The 21028-nt window shown below is 57.2% G+C and carries 20 protein-coding genes; 8 read left to right on the top strand and 12 right to left on the bottom strand.

The genetic code is table 11. The annotated features are described in order from the left end of the window. Window positions 1–417: 417 nt before the first annotated feature. Window positions 418–738 carry a hypothetical protein gene (locus FEZ62_RS00365; RefSeq protein ID WP_090515795.1) on the top strand — a complete coding sequence of 107 codons (321 nt, stop codon included), beginning with the start codon at window positions 418–420 and terminating at the stop codon, window positions 736–738. A 108-nt stretch (window positions 739–846) separates the two neighbouring features. Here FEZ62_RS00365 and FEZ62_RS00370 read toward each other — a convergent pair whose 3' ends face one another. Further along, window positions 847–2445 carry a choline dehydrogenase gene (locus tag FEZ62_RS00370; RefSeq protein WP_069902587.1) on the bottom strand — a complete coding sequence of 533 codons (1599 nt, stop codon included), beginning with the start codon at window positions 2443–2445 and terminating at the stop codon, window positions 847–849. A 125-nt stretch (window positions 2446–2570) separates the two neighbouring features. Between FEZ62_RS00370 and FEZ62_RS00375 the strand changes: the two genes are divergently transcribed. After that, window positions 2571–3599, top strand: a complete 1029-nt coding sequence (locus FEZ62_RS00375) for an AraC family transcriptional regulator (protein ID WP_172926457.1) — start codon at window positions 2571–2573, stop codon at window positions 3597–3599. Between the two features lie 19 nt (window positions 3600–3618). Here FEZ62_RS00375 and FEZ62_RS00380 read toward each other — a convergent pair whose 3' ends face one another. The 4 genes from FEZ62_RS00380 to FEZ62_RS00395 all read right to left on the bottom strand — a co-directional run bounded on the left by FEZ62_RS00380 (window position 3619) and on the right by FEZ62_RS00395 (window position 7714). Then, window positions 3619–4638 (bottom strand): GGDEF domain-containing protein, encoded by a 1020-nt coding sequence (locus FEZ62_RS00380; protein WP_242454848.1) that lies wholly within the window; start codon window positions 4636–4638, stop codon window positions 3619–3621. Window positions 4639–4859: 221 nt separating this feature from the next. Beyond that, the gene (locus FEZ62_RS00385) at window positions 4860–6155 is read right to left on the bottom strand and encodes a TRAP transporter large permease (protein WP_172926459.1); all 1296 of its coding nucleotides are present in this window, start codon (window positions 6153–6155) and stop codon (window positions 4860–4862) included. Beyond that, window positions 6145–6621 carry a TRAP transporter small permease gene (locus FEZ62_RS00390; RefSeq protein ID WP_069902584.1) on the bottom strand — a complete coding sequence of 159 codons (477 nt, stop codon included), beginning with the start codon at window positions 6619–6621 and terminating at the stop codon, window positions 6145–6147. Before FEZ62_RS00390 ends, FEZ62_RS00385 begins: the two co-directional genes overlap by 11 nt. A 97-nt stretch (window positions 6622–6718) precedes the next feature. Beyond that, window positions 6719–7714 (bottom strand): DctP family TRAP transporter solute-binding subunit, encoded by a 996-nt coding sequence (locus FEZ62_RS00395; RefSeq protein ID WP_172926460.1) that lies wholly within the window; start codon window positions 7712–7714, stop codon window positions 6719–6721. A gap of 336 nt (window positions 7715–8050) precedes the next feature. Here FEZ62_RS00395 and FEZ62_RS00400 point away from each other — a divergent pair, with 336 nt between their 5' ends. The 3 genes from FEZ62_RS00400 to FEZ62_RS00410 all read left to right on the top strand — a co-directional run bounded on the left by FEZ62_RS00400 (window position 8051) and on the right by FEZ62_RS00410 (window position 12886). Further along, window positions 8051–9517 (top strand): sigma 54-interacting transcriptional regulator, encoded by a 1467-nt coding sequence (locus tag FEZ62_RS00400; protein ID WP_150548277.1) that lies wholly within the window; start codon window positions 8051–8053, stop codon window positions 9515–9517. Between the two features lie 307 nt (window positions 9518–9824). After that, window positions 9825–11210 carry a GntP family permease gene (locus FEZ62_RS00405; RefSeq protein WP_172926461.1) on the top strand — a complete coding sequence of 462 codons (1386 nt, stop codon included), beginning with the start codon at window positions 9825–9827 and terminating at the stop codon, window positions 11208–11210. A 113-nt stretch (window positions 11211–11323) separates the two neighbouring features. Further along, window positions 11324–12886, top strand: a complete 1563-nt coding sequence (locus FEZ62_RS00410) for an acyl CoA:acetate/3-ketoacid CoA transferase (RefSeq protein ID WP_172926462.1) — start codon at window positions 11324–11326, stop codon at window positions 12884–12886. Between the two features lie 18 nt (window positions 12887–12904). Here FEZ62_RS00410 and FEZ62_RS00415 read toward each other — a convergent pair whose 3' ends face one another. The 7 genes from FEZ62_RS00415 to FEZ62_RS00445 all read right to left on the bottom strand — a co-directional run bounded on the left by FEZ62_RS00415 (window position 12905) and on the right by FEZ62_RS00445 (window position 18557). Then, on the bottom strand, window positions 12905–13216 hold the full coding sequence (locus FEZ62_RS00415; RefSeq protein ID WP_172926463.1) for a hypothetical protein: 312 nt from the start codon (window positions 13214–13216) through the stop codon (window positions 12905–12907). Between the two features lie 109 nt (window positions 13217–13325). Then, window positions 13326–15320 carry a hypothetical protein gene (locus FEZ62_RS00420; RefSeq protein ID WP_172926464.1) on the bottom strand — a complete coding sequence of 665 codons (1995 nt, stop codon included), beginning with the start codon at window positions 15318–15320 and terminating at the stop codon, window positions 13326–13328. A 51-nt stretch (window positions 15321–15371) separates the two neighbouring features. After that, window positions 15372–15869 carry a curlin gene (locus tag FEZ62_RS00425; RefSeq protein WP_242454851.1) on the bottom strand — a complete coding sequence of 166 codons (498 nt, stop codon included), beginning with the start codon at window positions 15867–15869 and terminating at the stop codon, window positions 15372–15374. A 353-nt stretch (window positions 15870–16222) separates the two neighbouring features. After that, complete coding sequence (locus FEZ62_RS00430; protein ID WP_172926466.1) at window positions 16223–17071, bottom strand: CsgG/HfaB family protein; 849 nt, start codon at window positions 17069–17071, stop codon at window positions 16223–16225. Window positions 17072–17095: 24 nt separating this feature from the next. After that, window positions 17096–17509: a curli assembly protein CsgF gene (locus FEZ62_RS00435; protein WP_069902575.1), complete on the bottom strand. Its 414-nt coding sequence runs from the start codon at window positions 17507–17509 to the stop codon at window positions 17096–17098. Then, on the bottom strand, window positions 17506–17895 hold the full coding sequence (csgE, locus tag FEZ62_RS00440) for a curli production assembly/transport protein CsgE (protein WP_150548273.1): 390 nt from the start codon (window positions 17893–17895) through the stop codon (window positions 17506–17508). The genes FEZ62_RS00435 and csgE overlap by 4 nt, the downstream gene beginning before the upstream one ends. 5 nt (window positions 17896–17900) lie before the next feature. Further along, window positions 17901–18557: a response regulator transcription factor gene (locus tag FEZ62_RS00445; RefSeq protein WP_172926467.1), complete on the bottom strand. Its 657-nt coding sequence runs from the start codon at window positions 18555–18557 to the stop codon at window positions 17901–17903. A 96-nt stretch (window positions 18558–18653) separates the two neighbouring features. Between FEZ62_RS00445 and FEZ62_RS00450 the strand changes: the two genes are divergently transcribed. The 3 genes from FEZ62_RS00450 to FEZ62_RS00460 all read left to right on the top strand — a co-directional run bounded on the left by FEZ62_RS00450 (window position 18654) and on the right by FEZ62_RS00460 (window position 21018). Continuing rightward, complete coding sequence (locus FEZ62_RS00450) at window positions 18654–18926, top strand: hypothetical protein (RefSeq protein ID WP_172926468.1); 273 nt, start codon at window positions 18654–18656, stop codon at window positions 18924–18926. A gap of 500 nt (window positions 18927–19426) precedes the next feature. Then, window positions 19427–19990, top strand: coding sequence for an NADPH-dependent FMN reductase (locus FEZ62_RS00455; protein WP_172926469.1), 564 nt, complete (start codon window positions 19427–19429; stop codon window positions 19988–19990). 473 nt (window positions 19991–20463) lie between these two features. Further along, a complete protein-coding gene (locus FEZ62_RS00460) occupies window positions 20464–21018 on the top strand; it encodes a c-type cytochrome (RefSeq protein WP_274600607.1) in 555 nt (184 codons plus the stop codon). The last annotated feature ends 10 nt before the right edge of the window (window positions 21019–21028 follow it).

Raw genomic sequence — 21028 nt, forward strand, 5'->3', positions numbered from 1 at the left:
TCGGCATAAATCATTACCTGCAAATTCCCGAGGTAACTCCCGACTTATGCAATACCATCTTATGCGAAAGCAGTACACTGACGGTACAGTGCCCAGCTTTTGCAGGTTACGCTCAATTACGCTTAACCCGCTCTACGACGATACTTTCAGCTTACTGTACCTACACTAAGCTACGCACGGTTTCACTAGGCTTGCAGTGTTTCTAGGCAACTCATAATCCTTTGTTCCACGGTCCGAGTCCGTGTAGGTCCACCAAACAACGCAACCCAAACGACCAACCTAAACGCTGGTCATTTTCGTTACCCCAAAACATCCCCTTCCCCGCTCATCCCAACAACCTTTCGTCCCATTTCCAGACGCACACTCGCCACTAGATATGTAAAATCGCCGGCTTTGTTAAAAGCTGGAGATGTAACGTTGGCTATTCACTACTCGCCCTCCCCTGACGCTGTGGCTTGCGGCCGCACGGGTTCTAGCCTGAGCACTACCGGGGAAAAGGAGCAGGTTTCCTGCAAGCTTTGCCTGCGTTCTATTGAGAAGGAAGCGGCGCCTGCCGTGGCCCGCAGAACGCCTACGCTGGCTGAGTTGCGTGCGGCAGCCAAAGCTGAGAAAGCGGCGGCGGAACAGGTTAAGGCCAAGCCTGCGATGAGCGTTAAGGCTGCATGGCAGCAGCGCCTGCAGGAGCTGCCGGGGCGTAATCGTCTGCCGCGTGGTGCTGCGCGCCAGAACTTCGTTTGATTTGATGTCTAAACGCGCTGTGGGGTTGTGCAATCGCTGTATGCCATTGCACAACCCCACAACCTTGCTGCAAAGAACCAACGGCTAGCGTTTAGCCGTGCTCTGTTGCTAGGCGTTCGTAGCTTGATCCTGCAATATCCACTCGGCCGCACGTTCGGCGATCATGATGGTTGGCGCATTGGTGTTGCCGCCGATCAGCGTTGGCATCACCGAGGCGTCGACCACGCGCAGGCCTTGAATGCCGTGCACACGCAGTTTGCTGTCGACCACGGCCATTTCATCTGAACCCATTTTGCAGGTACCTACCGGGTGGTAGATGGTGTCTGTGCGATCACGAATCAACTTGATCAGTTGTTCGTCCTGATCCTGATTGATGCCGTACATTTCCTTTAGCTGCAGATGCGCCATTGGCGACTGGGCGATGATTTCGCGGGTCATCCTGAAACCCTTGAGCATGGTCTCGACGTCGTGGTCGTCACCGAGGATATTCGGGTCGATACGCGGCGCGTCTTTCGGGTCTGGCGAATTCAGGCCCATGCTGCCGACGCTCTTCGGCCGCAATACGCAGATGTGTGCGCTGAAACCATGGCCCCAATGCAGCTTGCGGTTGTGGTTATCAATCAAGCCCACTACCGAATGCAGTTGGATATCGGGGCGGTCGAGGGTGGCGTCGGTTTTCAGGAAGGCGCCGGCTTCGGCAAGGTTGCTCGCCAATGGGCCTTTCTTGGTTCGGCTGTAGTCGTAAAGGTCTTTGGTCAGGCGTGGTGAAGCCCGCAGAGAGACGCCCATGAGTGAGCGGTCGGTGCTCTTGTAGCACTGCACCACGTCGGGGTGGTCCTTGAGGTTTTCGCCAACGCCCGGCAGTTCATGCTGGACTGGAATACCGTGCTTTTTCAGTTCGGCTTCCGGGCCGATACCCGAGAGCATCATCAGTTGCGGCGTGCCAAACACACCACCGCAGAGCAATACCTCTTTGCGCGCGCTGATGATTTGTCGATTACCTTTAACGCTCAGTTCGATACCCACTGCCTGCTTGCCTTGCAGCAGGACTCGTTCAGCCAGAGCACCGCTGATTACGGTCAGGTTCTTGCGCGCTTCACGCACCGGCTTGAGGAATGCAGTGGCTGCGCTCCAGCGACGGCCGTCGCGGATGTTGACGTCGAAGTAACCAACACCTTCCTGTTCTTTGCCATTGAAGTCGGCATTGAAGGCATGGCCGGCATCGGTGCCGGCTTTGACGAAGTCGTGCGTGGTTTGCTGCACATCGGCGCGGCCCACATACAACTCGCCGCCGGCGCCGTGATATTCACACTCGCCGCCGTAGTAGTTCTCACTTTTGCGGAAATACGGCAGCACATCATCGTAAGACCAGCCTTCATTGCCCAGGGCATGCCAGTCATCGAAGTCGGTTTTATGGCCACGGATGTAGATCATGCCGTTGATCGAGCTGCTGCCGCCCAGAGTTTTGCCACGCGGCTGATAGCCCAGACGACCATTGAGGCCCGGCTGCGGCACGGTATTGAAGGCCCAATTGACATGCTTGGTCGGCAGGATGACTGCGATCCCGGCTGGCATGTGGATAAACGGAGAGGAATCTTGTGGCCCGGCTTCGAGCAGGCAAACACTAACGGCGGGATCGGCACTCAGGCGGTTGGCAAGTACGCAGCCAGCCGAGCCGGCACCTACGATGATGTAATCGAATGTCATCTGGCACTCCAATTGTTGTTGTTTTATGCGCCATCGAACGCGACGCGAAAGCTACAGGTTCGATTTTCATCATTCAGTCTAGGTAATTATTGATCTTTGATGACTTTTATTTGATCTTTGGAACCATGACCGCACTGATCAGAACCACCTCATTCATCGGCTTTCGCGAATTGACCCGCGAACTGGGCGGCGACGCCGATGCAATGCTCGATCGCTTTCACATCAACCCCGCGCTGCTGGATGATGAAGACGCGCGCCTGCCGCTCAGTGCGCTGGTTGGCTTGCTTGAGCATGCCGCTAACAGCCTCGATTGCCCGGACTTTGGCCTGCGCATGGCCAAGTATCAGGACATGCAAATTCTCGGGCCCATCGCGGTAATCGCCCTGAGTTGCGCCACTGTTGGTCAGGCGCTCACGGATATTGTGCGGTTTATCAGTTATCACAGCCCCGGCATCGAGCTTGAACTGAACACCCGCGATTCGCAGTTAACCCAATGGGTTATCACGCTCAATCTGCCGCAAGTTCGCTACAAGCGGCAGATGACCGAGCTGGCGTTGGGAGTGGCCTTGAATGCGATGAAGTTGTTGTGCGGCAGCAATTTCGCCCCGTATGCCGTCAGCCTGACCAGTTCGAGCACGCTGCCGCCCGCCACTTACCGGCGCTATTTCGCCAGCCGCGTTCTCACTGGCGAGGCGCGCAATGCGCTGGTGATGACGGCTGAACAACTGGCCCGGCCGATTGAGCAGCAAAACTATAATTTGCACCGCACCCTTGAAGATTATCTACAGCAGCACAGCCTGCAAAACGGCTCTGATCTGGTGGCGCAGGTGAACAAGCTTATTAGCCGCTTGCTACCCACTCATCGCTGCCGTCTGCCCACTGTTGCCGAACAATTGGGTTTGCATCCACGCGTGCTACAGCGCCGGCTCGCGGAGTTGGATATGCATTTTGACGAGTTGCTTGAGGGCATTCGCAAGGAGCTGACTGAGCAGTATCTGGCCGAGCGGCACATGCCGATTTCGCAGATTGCCGGGCTGTTGGGTTACAGCGAACAGAGTGTGCTTAATCGGGCCTGTAAGCGTTGGTTCGGGCTAACGCCGCTGGCTTTCCGACGCAAACTGCTGAGCATGGAAGCGTCACACAATCAGCATTAAGCGTAAAAGCTACGCCACGCTAGAGCGACGGATTCAATGAATGCGCAGGCATTTCCGCCCCGCGATAATCGCGCCCGACCAGTTGGTTACGCCCGCGACTTTTGCCAAGATAAAGACGTTTATCCGCACAACGATAAAGCTCGTTGGAGGTGCGGCCATCATGCGGCCATTCCGCCAAACCAAAAGTGGCAGACAGTGGCACGATATCCTCACCGTATTGCAAAGGCGTGCTGACGATTTGCACGCGCAACGCTTCAATCAGGCCAGCGGCACGGTCGCTGTCGGTATTGCGCAACAGCACGCCAAACTCTTCGCCGCCCAAGCGGCCAACACTGTCAGTCACGCGCAAGCGCTGCTTGAGCAGCGTGCTCATGTGCCTCAAGGCCTGATCACCCGCATCGTGGCCCCAGTCATCGTTAACGCCCTTGAAGTGGTCGATGTCCATGATTACCAGCACCAGCGGCGCCTGGCTGCGCTCCGCTTCGGCAATGCTGCCGTCGAGCACCTGCTGAAAACTGCCACGGCTCATTACCCCGGTTAACGCATCTGTCTGGGCGATGTGTTCAAGCTGCGCATGAGCCGCTGCGCGCAAGGATTCGTAGATGTGCACAAAGGCAATGATCAGCAGGCCACAGGCCACGGCGTTGCCAAGATCGATCAAGCCCGCCGTATCCAAGGCCACCTTGTGTTGCTCAAAGTACAGCACCGTCGGAATAATCATCAAAGGCGTGGAAAGCAGGAAGCCACGTGCCCTGCCCAGCAAGAGATACGACATCAGCGGAATGGTGTACACCCACACAAATGCCGCCTTGGAGGCATCAGGCATGATGATGATGTACGTGATAAACGCCGATGTCGGGATGATGTAGAGGTAGATCCAGGGCGTCATGTTGCGCACATGCACAATCCGCCATGCGCCGTATAACAGCACGCCGGTCATCACCACTTCGAGCAGCGCAAACAGGTGGTTGCCGGCAAGAAACTGCAACACAGAAAAGCCGCCCAGCGTGACACCCGTCGACGCCAGAATGACCCGCATCAACGTTCGTTTGCCAGTTTCAGCCAGCCCGTTATTCGAGCGTTTCTCAATACTGGAGGATGGCATCCATTTCCCTGCGCTTCGTAATCAGGTGATCCGACAACATTGCGAGCACTGCAACGAGTCGGCAGCCCCTGAACGGCCTAACGCAACAATATAGCCTGATTACCGGCTTTTACACCGGCAATCTGAAAATACCTGACTACGGGTTCAACAATAGCTTAAACCGAGTAACCCAGCACACGCGGCAACCACAAGGCGATGTCAGGGAACACCGCTACCAGCACCAGCGCACTGCCCATGACCACGACAAACAGCAGCGCCCAGCCCACGGTTTGCTCCAGGCGGATTTTTGCCACCTCGGCAGTTACCATCAAGTTGATCGCGACTGGCGGTGTAAATTGGCCGATGGCAATGTTCATCGCCAGCAGAATACCGAACCAAACCGGGTTCCAGCCGAAGTGCTGCATCACCGGAATCAGGATCGGCATCAGAATCAGGTAGATCGAGATGGCATCCAGCAGCATGCCCGCCAGCAGCACCGCGACCATGACCAGTATCAGCAACACCGTGCCGTTATCCGACAACGAAATCAGCCACTCGGCCAAATGGCGGAATGTGCCGAGCATGGTGCCGGCCCAGGCAAAAATGCCTGCCAGCGCGATAATCAGCATGACCACGCCCGAGATCACCGCCGCTTCACCACACAAACGCCACAAACTGCGCAAGTCCAGCTCGCGGGTTAGCCACAAGCCAACCAGCACGCCGTATGTCACGCCGGCTACTGCCGCTTCGGTCGGGGTGAACAGGCCGCTGCGCAGGCCACCGAGAATGATCACCGGGGCAAACAGTGCCGGTAACGCCTGCTTGAAACTTTCCCACACCGCCGGGCGTTCGACCTCATCCGGCGACTCCCAGCCGTAGTGGCGTGACAACAACCACGCGGGCAGCAGCAAGACCAGCCCGGCGATGATTCCCGGAAACAGGCCAGCGGCAAACAGTGCGCGCAGATCTACACCGGGCACCACAATCGAGTAGAGAATCAGCGCGATTGAAGGCGGGATCAAAATCGCGGTCGAGGCCGACGCCGCAATCAGCGTTGCCGAGAATGGTTTGGGGTAGCCGGCCTTGGTCATGCTGGGCAGCATCACCATCGCCACCGCGGCTGCATCCGCCGGGCCGGAACCACTCATGCCGCCCATGATCAGGCACACGAGAATCGCCACCAGCGCCAAACCACCGTGACGCGGGCCGATCAGCGCCTGGGCAAAGCGCACCAAACGCAGCGCAACACCGGCCTTTTCAAACACCAAGCCGGTGAGGATGAACAGCGGAATGGCGATCAGCGGGTATTTGGCCACGCCGTTGTAGGTATTGGTGCCGAGTGTCGCGAGCATGTCCGGTGACAACCCGGCGATGATGCCGATAGCACCCGACAATCCCAGCGCGAAAGCCACCGGCACACCCAGTATCAGCAGCGCCAGAAAGCTCAGAATCAACCACATATCAGGGCTCATCGCTGATCCTCCCGCGCAGACGGTCGAGGCTCATTTGAGTCACCCGCCACAGCATCAACAGGCCGAGCAGCGGCAGCCAGATTACGTACCACCAGTTAGGCAACCCCAAGCCCGGTGACTCGGAGTCCCATTGGAATTCTTCCCAGGCGAATTGACCGCCATAAGCAACCACCAGGCCGAGCACCAGCACGGCTGCCAGCCATTGCACAATGATTAGCGGCGTGCGCAGACGCGGAAACATCCGCTCCAGCATGCCGATGCGAATGTGGCGGTTACTGCGCAGCGCAACCGATGCACCGGCAAAGGTCAGGATGACCAGCAAGAACACGGAAAACTCTTCGGTAAACGCAAAAGATGCATTGGTGAAGTAACGCACCACCACGTTGGCCAGGCTGATCAGGCTAATGATCACCAGCGCCAAGGTAGCCAGCGCACGCTCGAAGCGCGCGTCCGGTTGTTTTTTCATAAAGACCTCAAACAACCGCAAGCCCGGAGGCTTGCGGGTAAAACTCGATCATTGGGACGTATCGCAGGGCGCAGCAAACTGCTGCCCCGCACAAGCATTATTGGGCGATTGCCGCTTCAGCAGCCTTGATCAGATCAGCACCGATTTTCGGCGCCCATTGTTCATGCACGCTGCGGGTTGCCTCGACAAATGCCTGACGCTCTTCGGCGCTCAGCTCGACAGTTTCTACACCGCGCTCGCGGATATCAGCCAGACGCGTAGCTTGCTGGCCACGCGACAGTTCGGTTTCCCACTTACCGGCGTCCAGTGCAGCCTGGCGCAGCAGTTCGCGGTCTTCTTCCGGCAGGGTTTTCCACACGCGCTGGTTAACCGCGAAGATCAGCGGGTCGGCCATGTAGTGCCAAAGGGTCAGGTACTTCTGGCCGACTTGATCGACACGGGCAACGTCGAATACCGAGATCGGATTTTCCTGGCCGTCTACTGCGCCAGTGGTGAGTGCAGGTTTCGCATCAGACCAGCTCATCTGCGTCGGGTTGGCGCCCAGTGCAGTGAAGGTATCCTGGAACAATGGCGAGCCGACCACGCGAATTTTCAGACCTGCCAGATCGGCCGGGGTGCGCAGCGGCTTGACCGAGTTGGACAGCTCACGGAAACCATTCTCGCCCCACGCCAGCGGCACGATGCCGCGCGACTCAATCGCGCTGAACGACAGCTTGCCCGCTTCGCCCTGAGTCAGCGCATCGAGGTCTTTGTCGTCTTTCATCAGGAACGGCAGTGAGAACAGGTTGAGTTCTGGCACTTGCGGCGACCAGTTGATGGTCGAGCCGACAGCCATATCAATCAGGCCAGAACGCATGGCCGAGAATTCTTTGGTTTGGTCGCCCGCTACCAACTGGGCATTGGGATACACACGCAGGGTGATACGACCCTCGGAACGCTCGGCGACCAGATCAGCCCACTTCTGCGCTGCCTGCCCCCACGGGAAAGCGTCCGACAGAACGGTCGAAACCGAGTATTCGCGAGCTTGCGCGGAAACGGCAAGGGTTAAAGCGGCAGCAGAAGCCAGCAAGGTGAAGCAACGGGTGAATTTCATGGGACGTCCTTGGATGGATCGAGACTTTTTAATTTTTTGAATGCACGAACGTCAGCCATGTGGGCTGTGCACGGCAGATCCAGCGGCGCGCGGATAGCTCGCCAACGTGTGTCAGATAGACACCATGAGGGAGTGACGCGATAGGCGTCGACGCTTGCAGTTGGCCTTTTGAGCCTCGCGCAGGCGGATAGCCGGCTAACTATCTCAAAACAATGGCATAAACGCCATTAGCGCAAAGCATGAGAAGACCAATTGCATCAGGCTACGCCCGCGCCTTGCTGCGGGTCGGCTCAGATGCCCATAATCGCCCCACCCTCAATCCGGAACCTTTCAGGCATGGCTATCTCGCACGGCGACCTCGACCAGAACGGGCTGATTATCGGCGTATCGCAGGAGCGTTTTCGCTCGGTGGCCATGCCGCTGCTGTTTGATCACCTGAACGCTCAATGCGAGGGCACCATCGCGGTCAACCGGCAGGCGCGGATTGTCTGGATCAACGATAAATACGCCGCCAAGGTCGGCATCAGCGATCCGCGCAGCGTACTCGGTAAAGAGATTGAAGCGGTGCTGCCCGCCAGTCGCTTGCGTGAAGTTGTTGAGAGCGGCCAGCCGAGCATGCTCGATCTGATGGCGTTTGGCAGCGAGCATTTTGTAGTCACGCGCATTCCGCTGAGTGACGAAGACGGCACGGTGGTCGGCGCGCTCGGCTTTGTGTTGTTCGATCAGGCTCGGCATCTGAAACCCTTGATGGCCAAGTTCAATGTTTTGCAGAGCCAGTTGCTGGCGACTCAGAACGAACTCGCCAAAGCCCGCCGGGCGCGCTACACCATCGCCGGATTTATCGGCTCCAGCGCACCAGCCAGCGAGGTCAAACGCCAGGCCAGACGCGCCGCGCAGCTTGAGTCCACAGTTCTGGTGCGCGGTGAAACCGGCACCGGCAAAGAGTTGCTGGCGCAGGGTATCCACAACCTGTCGCCGCGAGCCAATGGCCCATTCGTGGCGGTGAACGTGGCCGCCATTCCGGAAACGCTGGTGGAAGCCGAGTTGTTCGGTACAGCGCCTGGCGCGTATACCGGCGCCGACCGCAAGGGCCGCATCGGCAAGTTTGAAGTCGCCAACGGCGGCACCTTATTCCTCGATGAAATCGGCGATCTGCCGCTGCCCTTGCAAGCCAAGCTGCTACGCGTGCTGCAGGAGCAAGAGATTGAGCCGCTCGGCTCGAATCAGGTGAAACCGCTCAATGTACGGGTGATTGCCGCCACTCACATCGACCTGGAAGCCAAGGTCGCGGCTGGCCAGTTCCGTGACGACTTGTATTACCGCCTCAATGTGCTCGGCCTGAGAGTGCCGCCATTGCGCGAGCGCCGTGAAGATATTCCGGCGCTGGTTGAACACCTGCTGGACGACATTGCCAATCGCTCGGGTCAGGCGCCGATGGAGCTGACCGAAGAGGCACTGAAACTGTTAGGCGAGCAACCGTGGAGCGGTAACGTGCGTGAATTGCGTAACCTGCTAGAGCGTGTGCAACTGGCAACCGAAGGCAGCGTGCTCGACGTCGCGCTGATTCAGCCATTATTGCGCGGCGCGGCGCCAGCATCTCCAGCGCCAGCTGTTGCGGCAGATACTCAGCAGCCGATCCCGGAGCTTGCCACCAGCATGGCTCACGCCGAACTGGCTGCGCTTAAAACAGCGCTGCGGGCCTGTGACGGTAATCGCCGGCAAACCGCAATCCGTCTGGGGATTTCACGGGCCAGCCTGTACAACAAGTTGCAGCAGCACGGCCTAAGCGAGCGCGACGCTTAACGAAAGTCCACCGCGCAAATGTCCAAATTACTGGACACAAAAACGACAGATCCTTCCAAAAAATCATACATGTCCAATTTTTTGGGCATATCGCGACATATCAAAACCCTCGCCAAATCGCCCCGCGTAATCGCCTGACGGGCTGTAAACCCCAGCCCGCCTGCCATGCAGGCCTGTCCGACTAAGGTCTTACGATAACTGGCACACCTTTCGCTCTATCACGCCAATGCTGCGCGCTGCTGACTGCGCGTAGCGCTACCCGGCGCGCCAAAGAGCACGACCTCAATAACAACAAAAGGAATTTACGATGGGTACCCTTGGTATTCTGATTTCCCTCGCACTGCTGATGTACCTCGCGTATCGCGGCATTAACGTGCTGATACTCGCTCCCCTTCTTGCGCTGCTCGCCCTGCTGTTCTCAGGCGAAGTGGCCATGCTGCTGCCCACGTACACCCAAGTGTTCATGAAAGCCATGGGCGGCTATGTCATTCAGTTCTTCCCGCTGTTTTTGCTCGGCGCATTGTTCGGCAAACTCATGGATGACTCTGGCTCTGCCCGCGCCATCGCCCACGGCATCGTTGCCAAGTTGGGCAGCGAGCGGGCGATTCTGGCGATTGTGCTGGCGTGCGGCATTCTCACCTACGGCGGCGTTTCGCTGTTTGTGGTGGCCTTTGCGGTGTACCCGATTGGCGCAGCGCTGTTTCGCGAAGCCGATATTCCCAAGCGCCTGATCCCCGGCGCGATTGCGCTGGGTTCGTTCACTTTCACCATGACCGCCCTGCCCGGCACGCCGGCCATTCAAAACGCGATTCCCAACCCGTTCTTCGGCACCGATGCCTTCGCAGCGCCCGGCCTTGGCATCATCGCGGGCCTGATCATGTTCGGCCTTGGTTCATGGTGGCTCACCAGCCAGGCACGCAAACTGAAAGCAGCTGGCGAGGGCTACGGCGACCACCGCGAAGACCCGGTTGAGCAAGACTACAGCCACACTCCCGGTTTCTGGTTGGCGCTGCTGCCGATTCTGATCGTGATCGGCCTCAACTATGTAATGGCCAAGCAAATCCTGCCGGGCATCGATGCCAGCTATCTGGCCAAGCCTGAATTTGGCGGCCTGGCTGATGCCAAATCACTGATCGGCATCTGGTCGATCATTGTTGCGTTGGCGTCGGCCATCGTCTTGCTGATCGTCATGCACTGGCGTCGTTGGATGGACCTGAAGAAAACCGTCAACGAAGGTGCTTTCGGCTCCATGTTGCCGATTCTCAATACCGCCGCCGAAGTCGGTTACGGCACCGTCATCGCTTCATTGGCGGGCTTTGTGGTTATCCGCGATCTGGTGCTGGGCGTGTCGGATAACCCGCTGATCTCGGAAGCGGTGGCGGTGAATATTCTCGCGGGTATTACCGGATCGGCTTCGGGCGGCATGTCGATTGCGCTGAAAACCCTCGGCGAGCAATACATGACACTGGCCACCACCGCCGGCATCAGCCCCGAACTGCTGCACCGCGTCGCAGCAATGGCCTCTGGCTGCATGGATACCCTGCCGCACAACGGCGCGGTGATCTCGCTGCTGGCCATTTGCAAACTCACGCACCGTGAGTCGTACAAGTTTATTTTCGTCAACACCGTGGCCTTCCCAATGATGGCTCTGGCGGTGGTGATTGCCCTCGGAACACTTTTCGGTAGCTTCTGACCCGAGGCTACAAACGTGGCGCTTTCGACTTGCTGCCTGCCGCTGCGTGCAGCACCAACAAGTCCTTAGCGCTGCGCAGTTCCGTTATTGCGTATTGATTTGAGTAAAACCGCATGAGCAAAATCATGACGGCCGCCGCTGCGGTGGCCCGCATACAGGACAACAGCAACGTCGCCACCGGGGGTTTTGTAGGCATTGGCTTCGCCGAGGAAATCGCCGTGGCGCTGGAGCAACGCTTCATTGCCCAACAAGCCCCGCGCGACCTGACGCTGGTGTACGCCGCTGGCCAAGGCGATGGCAAACAGCGCGGGCTTAATCATCTGGCCCATGAAGGTTTGGTGCGCCGCGTAATCGGCGGCCATTGGGGATTGGTGCCCGGTTTGCAGAAGCTGGCTGTGGATAACCTGATCGAAGCCTATAACTTGCCGCAAGGGGTTATCTCCCAACTGTTTCGCGATATCGCGGCGGGCAAACCGGGGCAACTGTCCAAGGTTGGTCTGGGCACCTTTGTCGACCCGCTGTTTGGCGGCGGCAAGTTGAACGCCAGAACCACAGTGGATCTGGTGCGGCGCATGCCGATAGATGATCAGGACTATCTGTTCTATCCGGCGCTGCCGATCAACGTTGGCATTATTCGCGCCACCAGCGCCGATGCCGACGGCAACCTGAGCATGGAGCGCGAAGCGCTGACCATCGAAAGCCTGGCCATCGCCATGGCCGCGCATAACAGCGGCGGTTTGGTGATCGCGCAGGTTGAGCGGATTGTCGAACGCGGCTCACTGAATCCGCGCGACGTTAAAATCCCCGGCATTCTGGTCGACTGCATTGTCGTTGCCGACCCCGAAAACCATCAACAAACCTTTGCCACAGGTTACAACCCGGCCTTCTCTGCCGAAACGCGGGTGGCAATGGACAGCCTGGCGCCGCGGCCGCTCGATGTGCGCAAGCTGATCGCCCGCCGCGCCGCGCTGGAGCTTAAGGCCAACTCGGTGGTTAATCTGGGCATCGGCATGCCGGAAGGTGTGGCCGCCGTTGCCGCCGAAGAAGGCGTGAGTGATTTACTCACACTCACGGCAGAGCCCGGCGTGATCGGCGGCGTACCAGCGTCTGGGCTGGACTTCGGCGCGGCGAGTAATCACAGCGCCTTGATCGACCAACCCTATCAGTTCGATTTTTACGACGGCGGCGGGTTGGATCTGGCCGTACTCGGGCTGGCGCAGGCCGATGCAGCGGGCAACCTGAACGTCTCGAAGTTTGGCAGTCGGCTGGCAGGCGCGGGCGGTTTTATCAATATCAGCCAAAACGCCAAACAGGTGGTTTTCGCCGGTACATTCAGCGCTGGCAAACAAGACATCCGTATTCACAATGGCCTGCTGCAAATCATCACAGACGGGCAAATGCGCAAGTTCGTCGGCGAGGTCGAGCACCGTACATTCGCGGGTAAACAGGCAGCAGAACGCGGCAAGCCCGTGCTGTATGTCACTGAGCGCTGCGTATTCGAACTCACCACCGAGGGACTGGAGCTGATCGAGGTGGCGCCGGGGATCGATATTCAGCGCGACATCGTTGAGCGGATGGATTTCGAACCGATCATTCGCCAGCCCAAACTGATGGATGCGCGCCTGTTCCAACCACAAGCCATGGGCTTGAGTGCGCAATTGGCGACAACGCTTTAGCGCAAGAAATCAGCGCCGCTAAGTCGGCTCACCAGCACGGCCATTGCTCTGCTGGTTTTCAGGAAAGCGCTGCTCCAGCGGCGCTTGTTCCTGACCATCAACCCACCAGTGCACGGTAGCCTCAACGCTGCGATCTGCGCTGGTACCCATGCGATTAAGTATCGGACACGCGCGCGTTGCGGTCGCCAGCAACGTACCGCCTTGTCGCGAGCGTTGCTTGCCCGCAGCCGACACCGTGAGTACTTCGAGGTCGTAGCGCACCTGTTGGCCATCGCCGGTGAAACACAGGCGCAGCTCCAACTGGGTTGCCGAAACCGGCTGCAGAAACAAAGAAGCCCCAGCCGGTGAGGCTGAGGCAAGGAGTAGGGACGTTAGTGCAATCGATAACACATTCGTTTCCTGCCAGAAGCCGCCCCGTTGCCGAGGCGGCTGACGGCGCTTAGTTTTGGTTGATGGTGCTCACGTTGCTCGCGCCAACCTGACCGACCATCGCGATGTTGCTGCTACCGCCTTGCGTCACGTTGCTGAGGTTAGCGGCGCCAACCTGACCCACCCAGGCCGAGTTGCCGGTGCCGGTTTGCACGATGTTGGCATCGTTACCCCAGCCGATCTGTGCAACCTGAGCGTAATGACCACCATTCTGGTCCACCGACGCGTCGTTGTTCGCACCAAGCTGACGAACAGTCGCATCGTTACCATTACCCACCTGGTCGATATCGGCCACGTTGTAATTGCCAGTTGAGAAACCATCAATCATGTTGCCGTTGCCAGACTGATCAGCAGTCAGCTCGTTACCCGTTCCATTCTGGCTGAAATACAGCTCGTTGCTGCTACCATTCTGGTTGCCGGTCGCGTTGTTCCAGTTACCGTCCTGGGTCAGTTCGGCAACGTTGCCTGCGCCGTCCTGCGTGCTCTTGGCAGTGTTCCAACCGCCAGTTTGATCAATTGTCGAGGCGTTGCCGTTGCCGCCAAACTGATCAACTGTCGCATTGTTACCGGTTCCGTCCTGAGTCACATCAGCGATATGGTCATTACCGTTCTGAGTGGTTGTGGCCACGTTCCAGTCGCCGGACTGGCTTGTATCCGCCTGATTGCCGCTACCCGTTTGCAGAGTAGTCGCCTCGTTCCAGTTACCGCCTTGAGCAACAGTAGCGCCGTTCTCAGAACCATATTGCTTAATCGATGAAACGTTCCAGTCGCCGACTTGCTCAACCGCTGCAACGTTTAACGAGCCATCAGCCTGATACACACCAGAGGTGTTGCCAGTGCCATCTTGCGAAACGTTAGCCCGGTTGCCCTCGTTGCTCTGATCAACGGTGGAGTTGTTCCAGTCACCGGACTGAATTACATAGCCCTCGTTCGCCTTACCTCTTTGCACGGTGTTGGCGGTGTTCCAAGTGCCTTCTTGATTGATGCTGGCGATGTTTTCGTTATCGCCACCCTGGGAAGTCGTCGCGGTATTACCAACGCCATTCTGGTCGATATCGGAAGTCTGACGATTGCGCGTTTGGCTAACGGTGGCCTTGTTCCAGTCGCCCGTCTGGTCGACAGTGGCAACGCTGCCGCTGCTTGGCTGGCTAATGCTTGCGGTGTTGAAGTCACCGCTCTGGTTGGCCGTAGCATTGTTGCCGTTATTGCTTTGACGCAACGAAATCAGGTTGCTGTCACCCGCTTGCTGCAGGCTCGCCACTTGGTTTGAACCCGACTGGCCGGTGCTGCTTGGTGATTTGCTGGTACCTGCCAGAATTCTGTTGTCGCTACCGACCGATGAAGTGGTTGCTGTGTTGCCGGTCCCGGACTGGCCAACATAAGCCTTGTTGCGGTCACCGTCCTGGTAGGTAATAGCCTGGTTGCTGGAGCTTGGGCTTAAACCGAGGAATCCTGAGCTGTTCTGTGTCACCAGAACATCGTTAGAGTTACCGACTTGGGTAGCGCTAGCCGAGTTGTTTGAACCCACAATTTGTTGCTGCAACTCAGCAGTGTTGCCATTACCGTACTGATAGGTCGCGGCAGTACTGCCGGTCTGCCCTGTTTGAGTGGTAACCGCCTGGTTGCTGGTGCCTAGCTGCACTTGGCTAGCCCCTGCGCCAATCGTAAGCGTCTGAGTGACCTGCGCATCGTTGCCAGTGCCACCCTGGAGTTGGAGCGCCCCTGAACCACCGCCGAGACTTTGCTTAACAGCCGCGACGTTATCGAACCCAGCTTGCCCCTGAACAGCGAAGTTAGCGCCGCTGTTCTTTTGTGTAATGGTCGCATCGTTGCCAACACCCGCCTGCCCTTGCAGCGCGTAGTTGCTCAATGAACCGGTGGTTTGATCAACTTCGGCTTCGTTTTCAACACCCGCTTGAAGTTGCAGTGCATAGTTGTCTGCTGCCATGGCCTGGGCGCTGGAAAGTGCGATCAGTGCCGCTGCAATTGCGTTGAGCTTGAGCATGGTATTTCTCCTTTGATGCATCCATTGCATGAGTCAAGTTAGTTGCCAATCTCAGCGGTACTGGCGTACTACGACGCTTCTGCCACTGCCGTTACCCCACTGGGTAACGCTACTTTGCAGGGCGTAACCGTCCTGCATGATCTGGGCGTTATTGCCCACACCGTTCTGTGTAATAAGTGCCTGATTGAAAGCGCCGTTCTGGATGATCAGCGCATCGTTGTCGCTACCGAGTTGGATGATGCCGGCCGCGTTAGCTGCGCCTTGCTGAAGGATGTAGGCTTCCTGATCACTGCCGACCTGGACAATGCCGCCCAACAAATCAGCACCGTTTTGCAGCATCACCGCTTGGTTGCTGCCGATCTGGGTGATCTTGCCGACGTTGCTGTAGCCCTGCTGCAATAACAGGGCTTTTTGCTCGCCAGACAATCCTGCCAGTTGCGCCGAGAGGTCTTGGCCAAGCTCTGTGCCCGCCATCAGGTCCTGGTTATCTTGCAGATCTGCAGCCATCACGGCACCGCCTGCCAAGCCAAGGCCAAGCATGGAAGCCATGAGTAATGCGTTGATCTGTGAACGGAGGGACATGGGCGTTGCTCCACTTCAATTGAGCAACATTGTTGCCGCGGTAGTGGCACACCAACATCGCCCAATCGGTGTAAAAATCCGGCCCTCGTCATACAACAGGGATTAAGCCCCCTATCCAACCGATTAATACCGAGTAGTCGCCGCGCACAATGTGCCCGCGCAATCGGGCTGCGACACTGCAGTCGCGTATTCAGGATTCAGGGAGTTGGGGTGTCAGCGAAGCCAAGGCGCAGCAGCGCTCAGCTTCACACTGCCCAGAAACCATTTGACCCCACCCGCTGAAAGCGGACGGGGCCAAATGGAGGCAAACGGTTTAAGCCTCAGAGGCTGGTTTGCTGCTGGTCGAGAAACTTCACCAGATTGGTTTGCTCGATAGGTACGTTGTCTGCCATCACCCAAAGATTACGCTCGACACCCTGCGCAACCAGATGCGCGACAGCCGACTCAATGGCCGACAACACGCACAGCTGCGCGGGTTCATTGGTGGTGTAGCCCGCCTCTATCTCAAGCAGTTTCTTGAACTCGATAAACTTGAAGACCCCCGCGCTGCGGTCGACCGAGTAGATGGTTTTGGTCGTCATCACGTTAGATAACACCTGCCCACCGCGCACATCGACGGCGCGCAAGTTCACCGTCACCTGATCAACCTGATATTTCTCGGACACTCCAATGCCCAGGTAGCGCGCGCCTTCACCACCCGTTCGCACGTTGGTGTCGTAGGCCACAATACCGCCCTCAAGGATGATGTTGGCCGCCATCAACGAAGGCAGTTGCGGCATTTGCGGGTTATTGCCGCCTTCAGACTTATTCTGCGCAGCGCGAATAATCTTGCGTTCGGTCAGCACGTTTTGCAGGCCCTCACGCTCCAGCACGCTGAACCAGCCACTGGCCTGTAATGCGTCGACCAGCATACTGCCGCCACCCTGGGTTACAGCGGTCGAAAACGAGCTTGAAGGCAGGGGTTTGTACTGGCCGGTCTGGTCGCGGAAACCATAAACGGCCGCGACCAGCTTGCCTCTTGGCTTGGGCAGTTGCAGCAGATCGTAATAGGTTGAGGCCCGGGGCGTCAGTGTCGGGGTATCGGCATCATGCTCGGCGGGCATCGGCTCGCGGACGGCACAACCTTGTAACGCAGCCAGCATCAAAGCCGTCAGTACGTAGCGTTTCATGTTTCAGACTTCCTTATCGGCAATTCAATAAGTGGCGTTGAGGCCGCTCACTTCAATAACTGAAACTTCACCTGTGAGCTTGTCGGTCACCTCAACACTGAGTGCGCCCGAGTCATCCACGATATTGATCAGGAAGCTGTCGGTAGACAGGCTGCCGGTGTTGCCATTACCGACGTCTGTTAACAGTTGACTGAGAAGCCGTGACTGCAACTGATCGGTAAACCGATCCAGCGCGCTGGGCTGCTCATAGGAAAAGTCCGGGGTATCCGGGTCTTTGTAGTCGTTTTGCGCCTGAGCATTGCCGAGCAAGTAACTGCCATTGATCGGGTTGCCGCCAAACGAAGGGTTCACGGGTGTGTAGACCAACTCGGTTGCCGAAACCGCTGTCGAACAGCCCAGCAACACCCCCGCCGCGAGAGTCAATGTACGCCTAGTCATATTTCGTCCTTGTCCATATCAAACGTGTCATCAAAAAGTTGCTCCAACTTTTGCCGGGCAATGCCCTCCTGCACAAAGTCTGCGGCCTGATAAGCCGTCTCTTGCAGCTGCGAGGTGTTGGGCTGGAGGAAACTGCGATAGAGCATGCGCCGCTCGAACTCGACCCAAATCAAGCTGCCCCAACGTGCAGACGGCCGCTCGACTACCACCAGATTGAAATCCATCGGGCTGGTATCGCGCAGGCGGTCAGTGAAGTGCTGGTAGAACTCGTGGCCAATTCGCGAAATGGTCTGATCCACCACGAAGCCCTTGATCTCGTCTTCCTGATTCTTGGCAACCGCATTGGCTGCCAGCAGGCACATCAGAACGAGCCATACAATCCGCATAGCCCTCACTCCCTGCCCAACTGATCGCGCAGCAGATAAACCGCTTCAGCACGATTGGACACGCCGAGTTTGCGCAGCAGGTTATGCACATGGCTTTTGATGGTGTGCGGGCTCAGATTGAGCAACGCCGCCACATCGGTATTGGATAAGCCCTTGCCCACCAACTGCATGATTTCCAGCTCGCGGCGGGTTAGCTCGGCCTCTTCGCGCTCTTGCGGCGCCCCGCGCAAGGAGCGTAATTGACCGACCAGCCGCTCCATCAAGGGACGCGGCAACCAGTCATTCCCGGCGAGCAAAGCGCGGATACCTTGCAGCAAATGCTCCCGTGTGACGTGGCTGTAGAACACCCCGCGCACCCATGGAAACTGCTCAAGAATCTGCTCAGCCTGCTCGGGATTGGTATTCACCAGTGCCACTGCACAACCGTCATCGACCAGAGCCAAAACACGAGCAAGCTCAGCGCAATCTACGCTTGCGGTATCCAGCAGCAAGAGGGCATTTCCGCTGCCAATATCTTCAGGCAGAGACTGCAGGGACAGACTCAGGTCCGGCAAATTAGCCAGAAAATGCTGAAGCAATTGACCCAGGAGTTGATGACGGGTTAGCAGCACTACATCTGCCCGATCTGACAGACCGAGCACAGGGTTGGACTCCACATCCATGTGATATCACCGTGACATCTTTTTTAATAATGTCTTGGAATCTAGCAGGATAATTTTGTCGCGAAAGTTCAATTTGGTATTAATACCATCTCAAAAATGAAAAAATGGAATATACAAAACCACACTTTTATCAATGACTTACCCGCGCAGATTGTCTATCTCAGGCTTTTCGTCAAAAAAAAAGCACTCACGCGACCGGTTATTTTTCTGCTGAACGAAAACCATTTTTATTTGCATAAATCGCGCTTTGGCACCCTGTCGCCCTCGCATCTGCCGACCAAAACCGATGCCATTGCAGCATCAGTCACTCGCTCGAGAGCCTTCCACATGCGCTCATGCGCCAACCAGAAGAGCAGCGAAACAGCCTGACCGACTCAAGCCTCGGCTCAGTCAGGCTGCATATGCGGCGAAGGACTAATCCCTGCGCTCGCCGCTGGGTTTACCCGGCCTCTTCAACTGCAATAACGCCGCATCAATGGCCGCAACCGTGCAGGTTATCTGCCCATGAATTCGGGCCGCAGGCTGGTTTGAGGCTATTACGCGCGGTTCATCCTCAGCCTCAAGCTGTGAATCTGGGTCATAGGTATTAAGTAGCGAGAAAGCAGCTAATGGACGCATATAAAACTCCTTCCGGGATTAACCGGATGCTCTGTCAGTGGTCAGAAGGCAGATCGAAAGGCCAAGCGGCCTGAGGAGATGATTGTTATAGCGTCAGCATCCGCCATTAAAATGACAATCAGATGGCATGCTGCTCGGCTAAACATTCGGCTGGTGAAGACAGAACGTCAAGCCTGCGTAGCCATAGTTCGACCGGAGGCGTCTATAGTTTGTGTAGTTTAACCATTGAGCTTTCGATTTGAGGAGTTTGTATGAGCGAAGTACGTCATGTTGCAGTTTTGGTCGGCAGCCTGCGCCGCGGATCGATCAACCGCAAACTTGCATTGGCGCTGGCAGATCTTGCGCCCGCATCACTGCAATTGGAAATCGTCGAAATTGGCGCGCTACCGCTCTATAACGAAGATATAGACGGCACTTCTGCGCCCGATGCCTATAACGTGTTCAGAGCAAAATTGAACGCCGCAGATGCCCTGCTGTTTGTGACGCCAGAGTACAACCGCTCAGTGCCAGCGCCACTGAAAAACGCCATCGACGTGGGCTCCCGGCCTTATGGCAAGAGCGGCTACAGCGGTAAGCCTGGCGCTGTTCTGAGCGCATCACCGGGCGCTGTTGGCGGTTTTGGGGCTAACCATCACTTGCGCCAGTCCATGGTGTTTCTCGACGTCATGATGATGCAACAACCCGAAGCCTATCTGGGTGGCGCAGGGAGTTTCTTTGATGACGAAGGCAAGCTGACAGAGGGAATCACACCGTTCCTGCAGAAGTTCATCAACGCCTACGCGCAGTGGGTTGAGATGCATCCGAAACAGGCTTGAGCCGCAAACCCACGTGCCTGGTTATTGGTCTCTGATCAGGCTGGGCGCGCTGGTTTGAATTTGGCGAATGCCAGATAAAAGAAAACCCCGCAGAGCGGGGCCTTATGCAGACTGTAGCTGACTTCCATGATCCGCTTGCCATCCGTGGCTGCAATCCATCGTTTCCATGCGGTACGGTGAAGCTGTACTTAGCGCTTCCTGCGCTGCGCGTCCTGCGCGATGTCCATGAGCAAAGATTACGCTCGCCGCTGGACGCCAAGTAGTCGTCTTTCCCGTCATAGCTTGTAAGCCTTTTCCTACACAGCATGCTCGATAGCAGCTATCAACCCGCAATCTCAGCCAATAAAACGCAAAAGTCCGCGAAACTTTCCGCATTGCAAACAACTGAAGCATCGCTCACCTATGCTGTGACTAACGCAGGCGTGTGACTGACGGGGACGTGTAATGCGAAATCTAATAATATGCTAACACTGATGGCGGCAACCGCTCAGGCGACTGATATACCCACAGAGGCGCAACAATGCGTGACATGCCATGGCGACAAAGGTCAGGGAACAGCGCAAGGCCCCATGATCGGTGGCATGAGCGAGCAATACCTTGATGCGCAAATCGAGAATTTCATTGCTGGCAGGCGCAACAACACCTTGATGACACTCATGGCGCAGAGCCTGGTTGATCTGCCCGCACGCAAAGTTGCGCTGAGTTACTTTGCAGCGCAGGGCAGCCCACTCAAGGGGCAATTGCGCGGCGATAAAATAGCCTTGTCCGGCGCTGAAAAACTCTATTACCAGGGCGATTTGAAGCGTGGCCTGCCGGCTTGTTACAGCTGTCATGGCCCGTCTGCAGCTGGCGGAGGCAGCTTCCCGAGGCTCGCTGGCCAGCAGGCTGACTACTTGGCGGAGCAATTGATTGCATGGCGCAAACTTGAGCGTAGCGGTGACCACGACAACACCATGGGCCACATCGCCGCCAAGCTCAAGGAAGACGAAATCAAGTCCCTTGCCACTTACCTGTCAGCCATCCAATAGGGGTTAATGC

The organism is Pseudomonas sp. MS19, from assembly GCF_013277615.1.
Classification (GTDB): domain Bacteria; phylum Pseudomonadota; class Gammaproteobacteria; order Pseudomonadales; family Pseudomonadaceae; genus Aquipseudomonas; species Aquipseudomonas marincola.

Coding starts and splice junctions, on each gene's coding strand:
- FEZ62_RS00370 (WP_069902587.1), bottom strand. CDS start 2,445: ATGACATTCGATTACATCATCGTAGGTGCCGGCTCGGCTGGCTGCGTA.
- FEZ62_RS00375 (WP_172926457.1), top strand. CDS start 2,571: ATGACCGCACTGATCAGAACCACCTCATTCATCGGCTTTCGCGAATTG.
- FEZ62_RS00380 (WP_242454848.1), bottom strand. CDS start 4,638: ATGCGGGTCATTCTGGCGTCGACGGGTGTCACGCTGGGCGGCTTTTCT.
- FEZ62_RS00385 (WP_172926459.1), bottom strand. CDS start 6,155: ATGAGCCCTGATATGTGGTTGATTCTGAGCTTTCTGGCGCTGCTGATA.
- FEZ62_RS00390 (WP_069902584.1), bottom strand. CDS start 6,621: ATGAAAAAACAACCGGACGCGCGCTTCGAGCGTGCGCTGGCTACCTTG.
- FEZ62_RS00395 (WP_172926460.1), bottom strand. CDS start 7,714: ATGAAATTCACCCGTTGCTTCACCTTGCTGGCTTCTGCTGCCGCTTTA.
- FEZ62_RS00400 (WP_150548277.1), top strand. CDS start 8,051: ATGGCTATCTCGCACGGCGACCTCGACCAGAACGGGCTGATTATCGGC.
- FEZ62_RS00405 (WP_172926461.1), top strand. CDS start 9,825: ATGGGTACCCTTGGTATTCTGATTTCCCTCGCACTGCTGATGTACCTC.
- FEZ62_RS00410 (WP_172926462.1), top strand. CDS start 11,324: ATGAGCAAAATCATGACGGCCGCCGCTGCGGTGGCCCGCATACAGGAC.
- FEZ62_RS00420 (WP_172926464.1), bottom strand. CDS start 15,320: ATGCTCAAGCTCAACGCAATTGCAGCGGCACTGATCGCACTTTCCAGC.
- FEZ62_RS00425 (WP_242454851.1), bottom strand. CDS start 15,869: ATGGCTTCCATGCTTGGCCTTGGCTTGGCAGGCGGTGCCGTGATGGCT.
- FEZ62_RS00430 (WP_172926466.1), bottom strand. CDS start 17,071: ATGAAACGCTACGTACTGACGGCTTTGATGCTGGCTGCGTTACAAGGT.
- FEZ62_RS00435 (WP_069902575.1), bottom strand. CDS start 17,509: ATGACTAGGCGTACATTGACTCTCGCGGCGGGGGTGTTGCTGGGCTGT.
- csgE (WP_150548273.1), bottom strand. CDS start 17,895: ATGCGGATTGTATGGCTCGTTCTGATGTGCCTGCTGGCAGCCAATGCG.
- FEZ62_RS00445 (WP_172926467.1), bottom strand. CDS start 18,557: ATGGATGTGGAGTCCAACCCTGTGCTCGGTCTGTCAGATCGGGCAGAT.
- FEZ62_RS00450 (WP_172926468.1), top strand. CDS start 18,654: ATGAAAAAATGGAATATACAAAACCACACTTTTATCAATGACTTACCC.
- FEZ62_RS00455 (WP_172926469.1), top strand. CDS start 19,427: ATGAGCGAAGTACGTCATGTTGCAGTTTTGGTCGGCAGCCTGCGCCGC.
- FEZ62_RS00460 (WP_274600607.1), top strand. CDS start 20,464: ATGGCGGCAACCGCTCAGGCGACTGATATACCCACAGAGGCGCAACAA.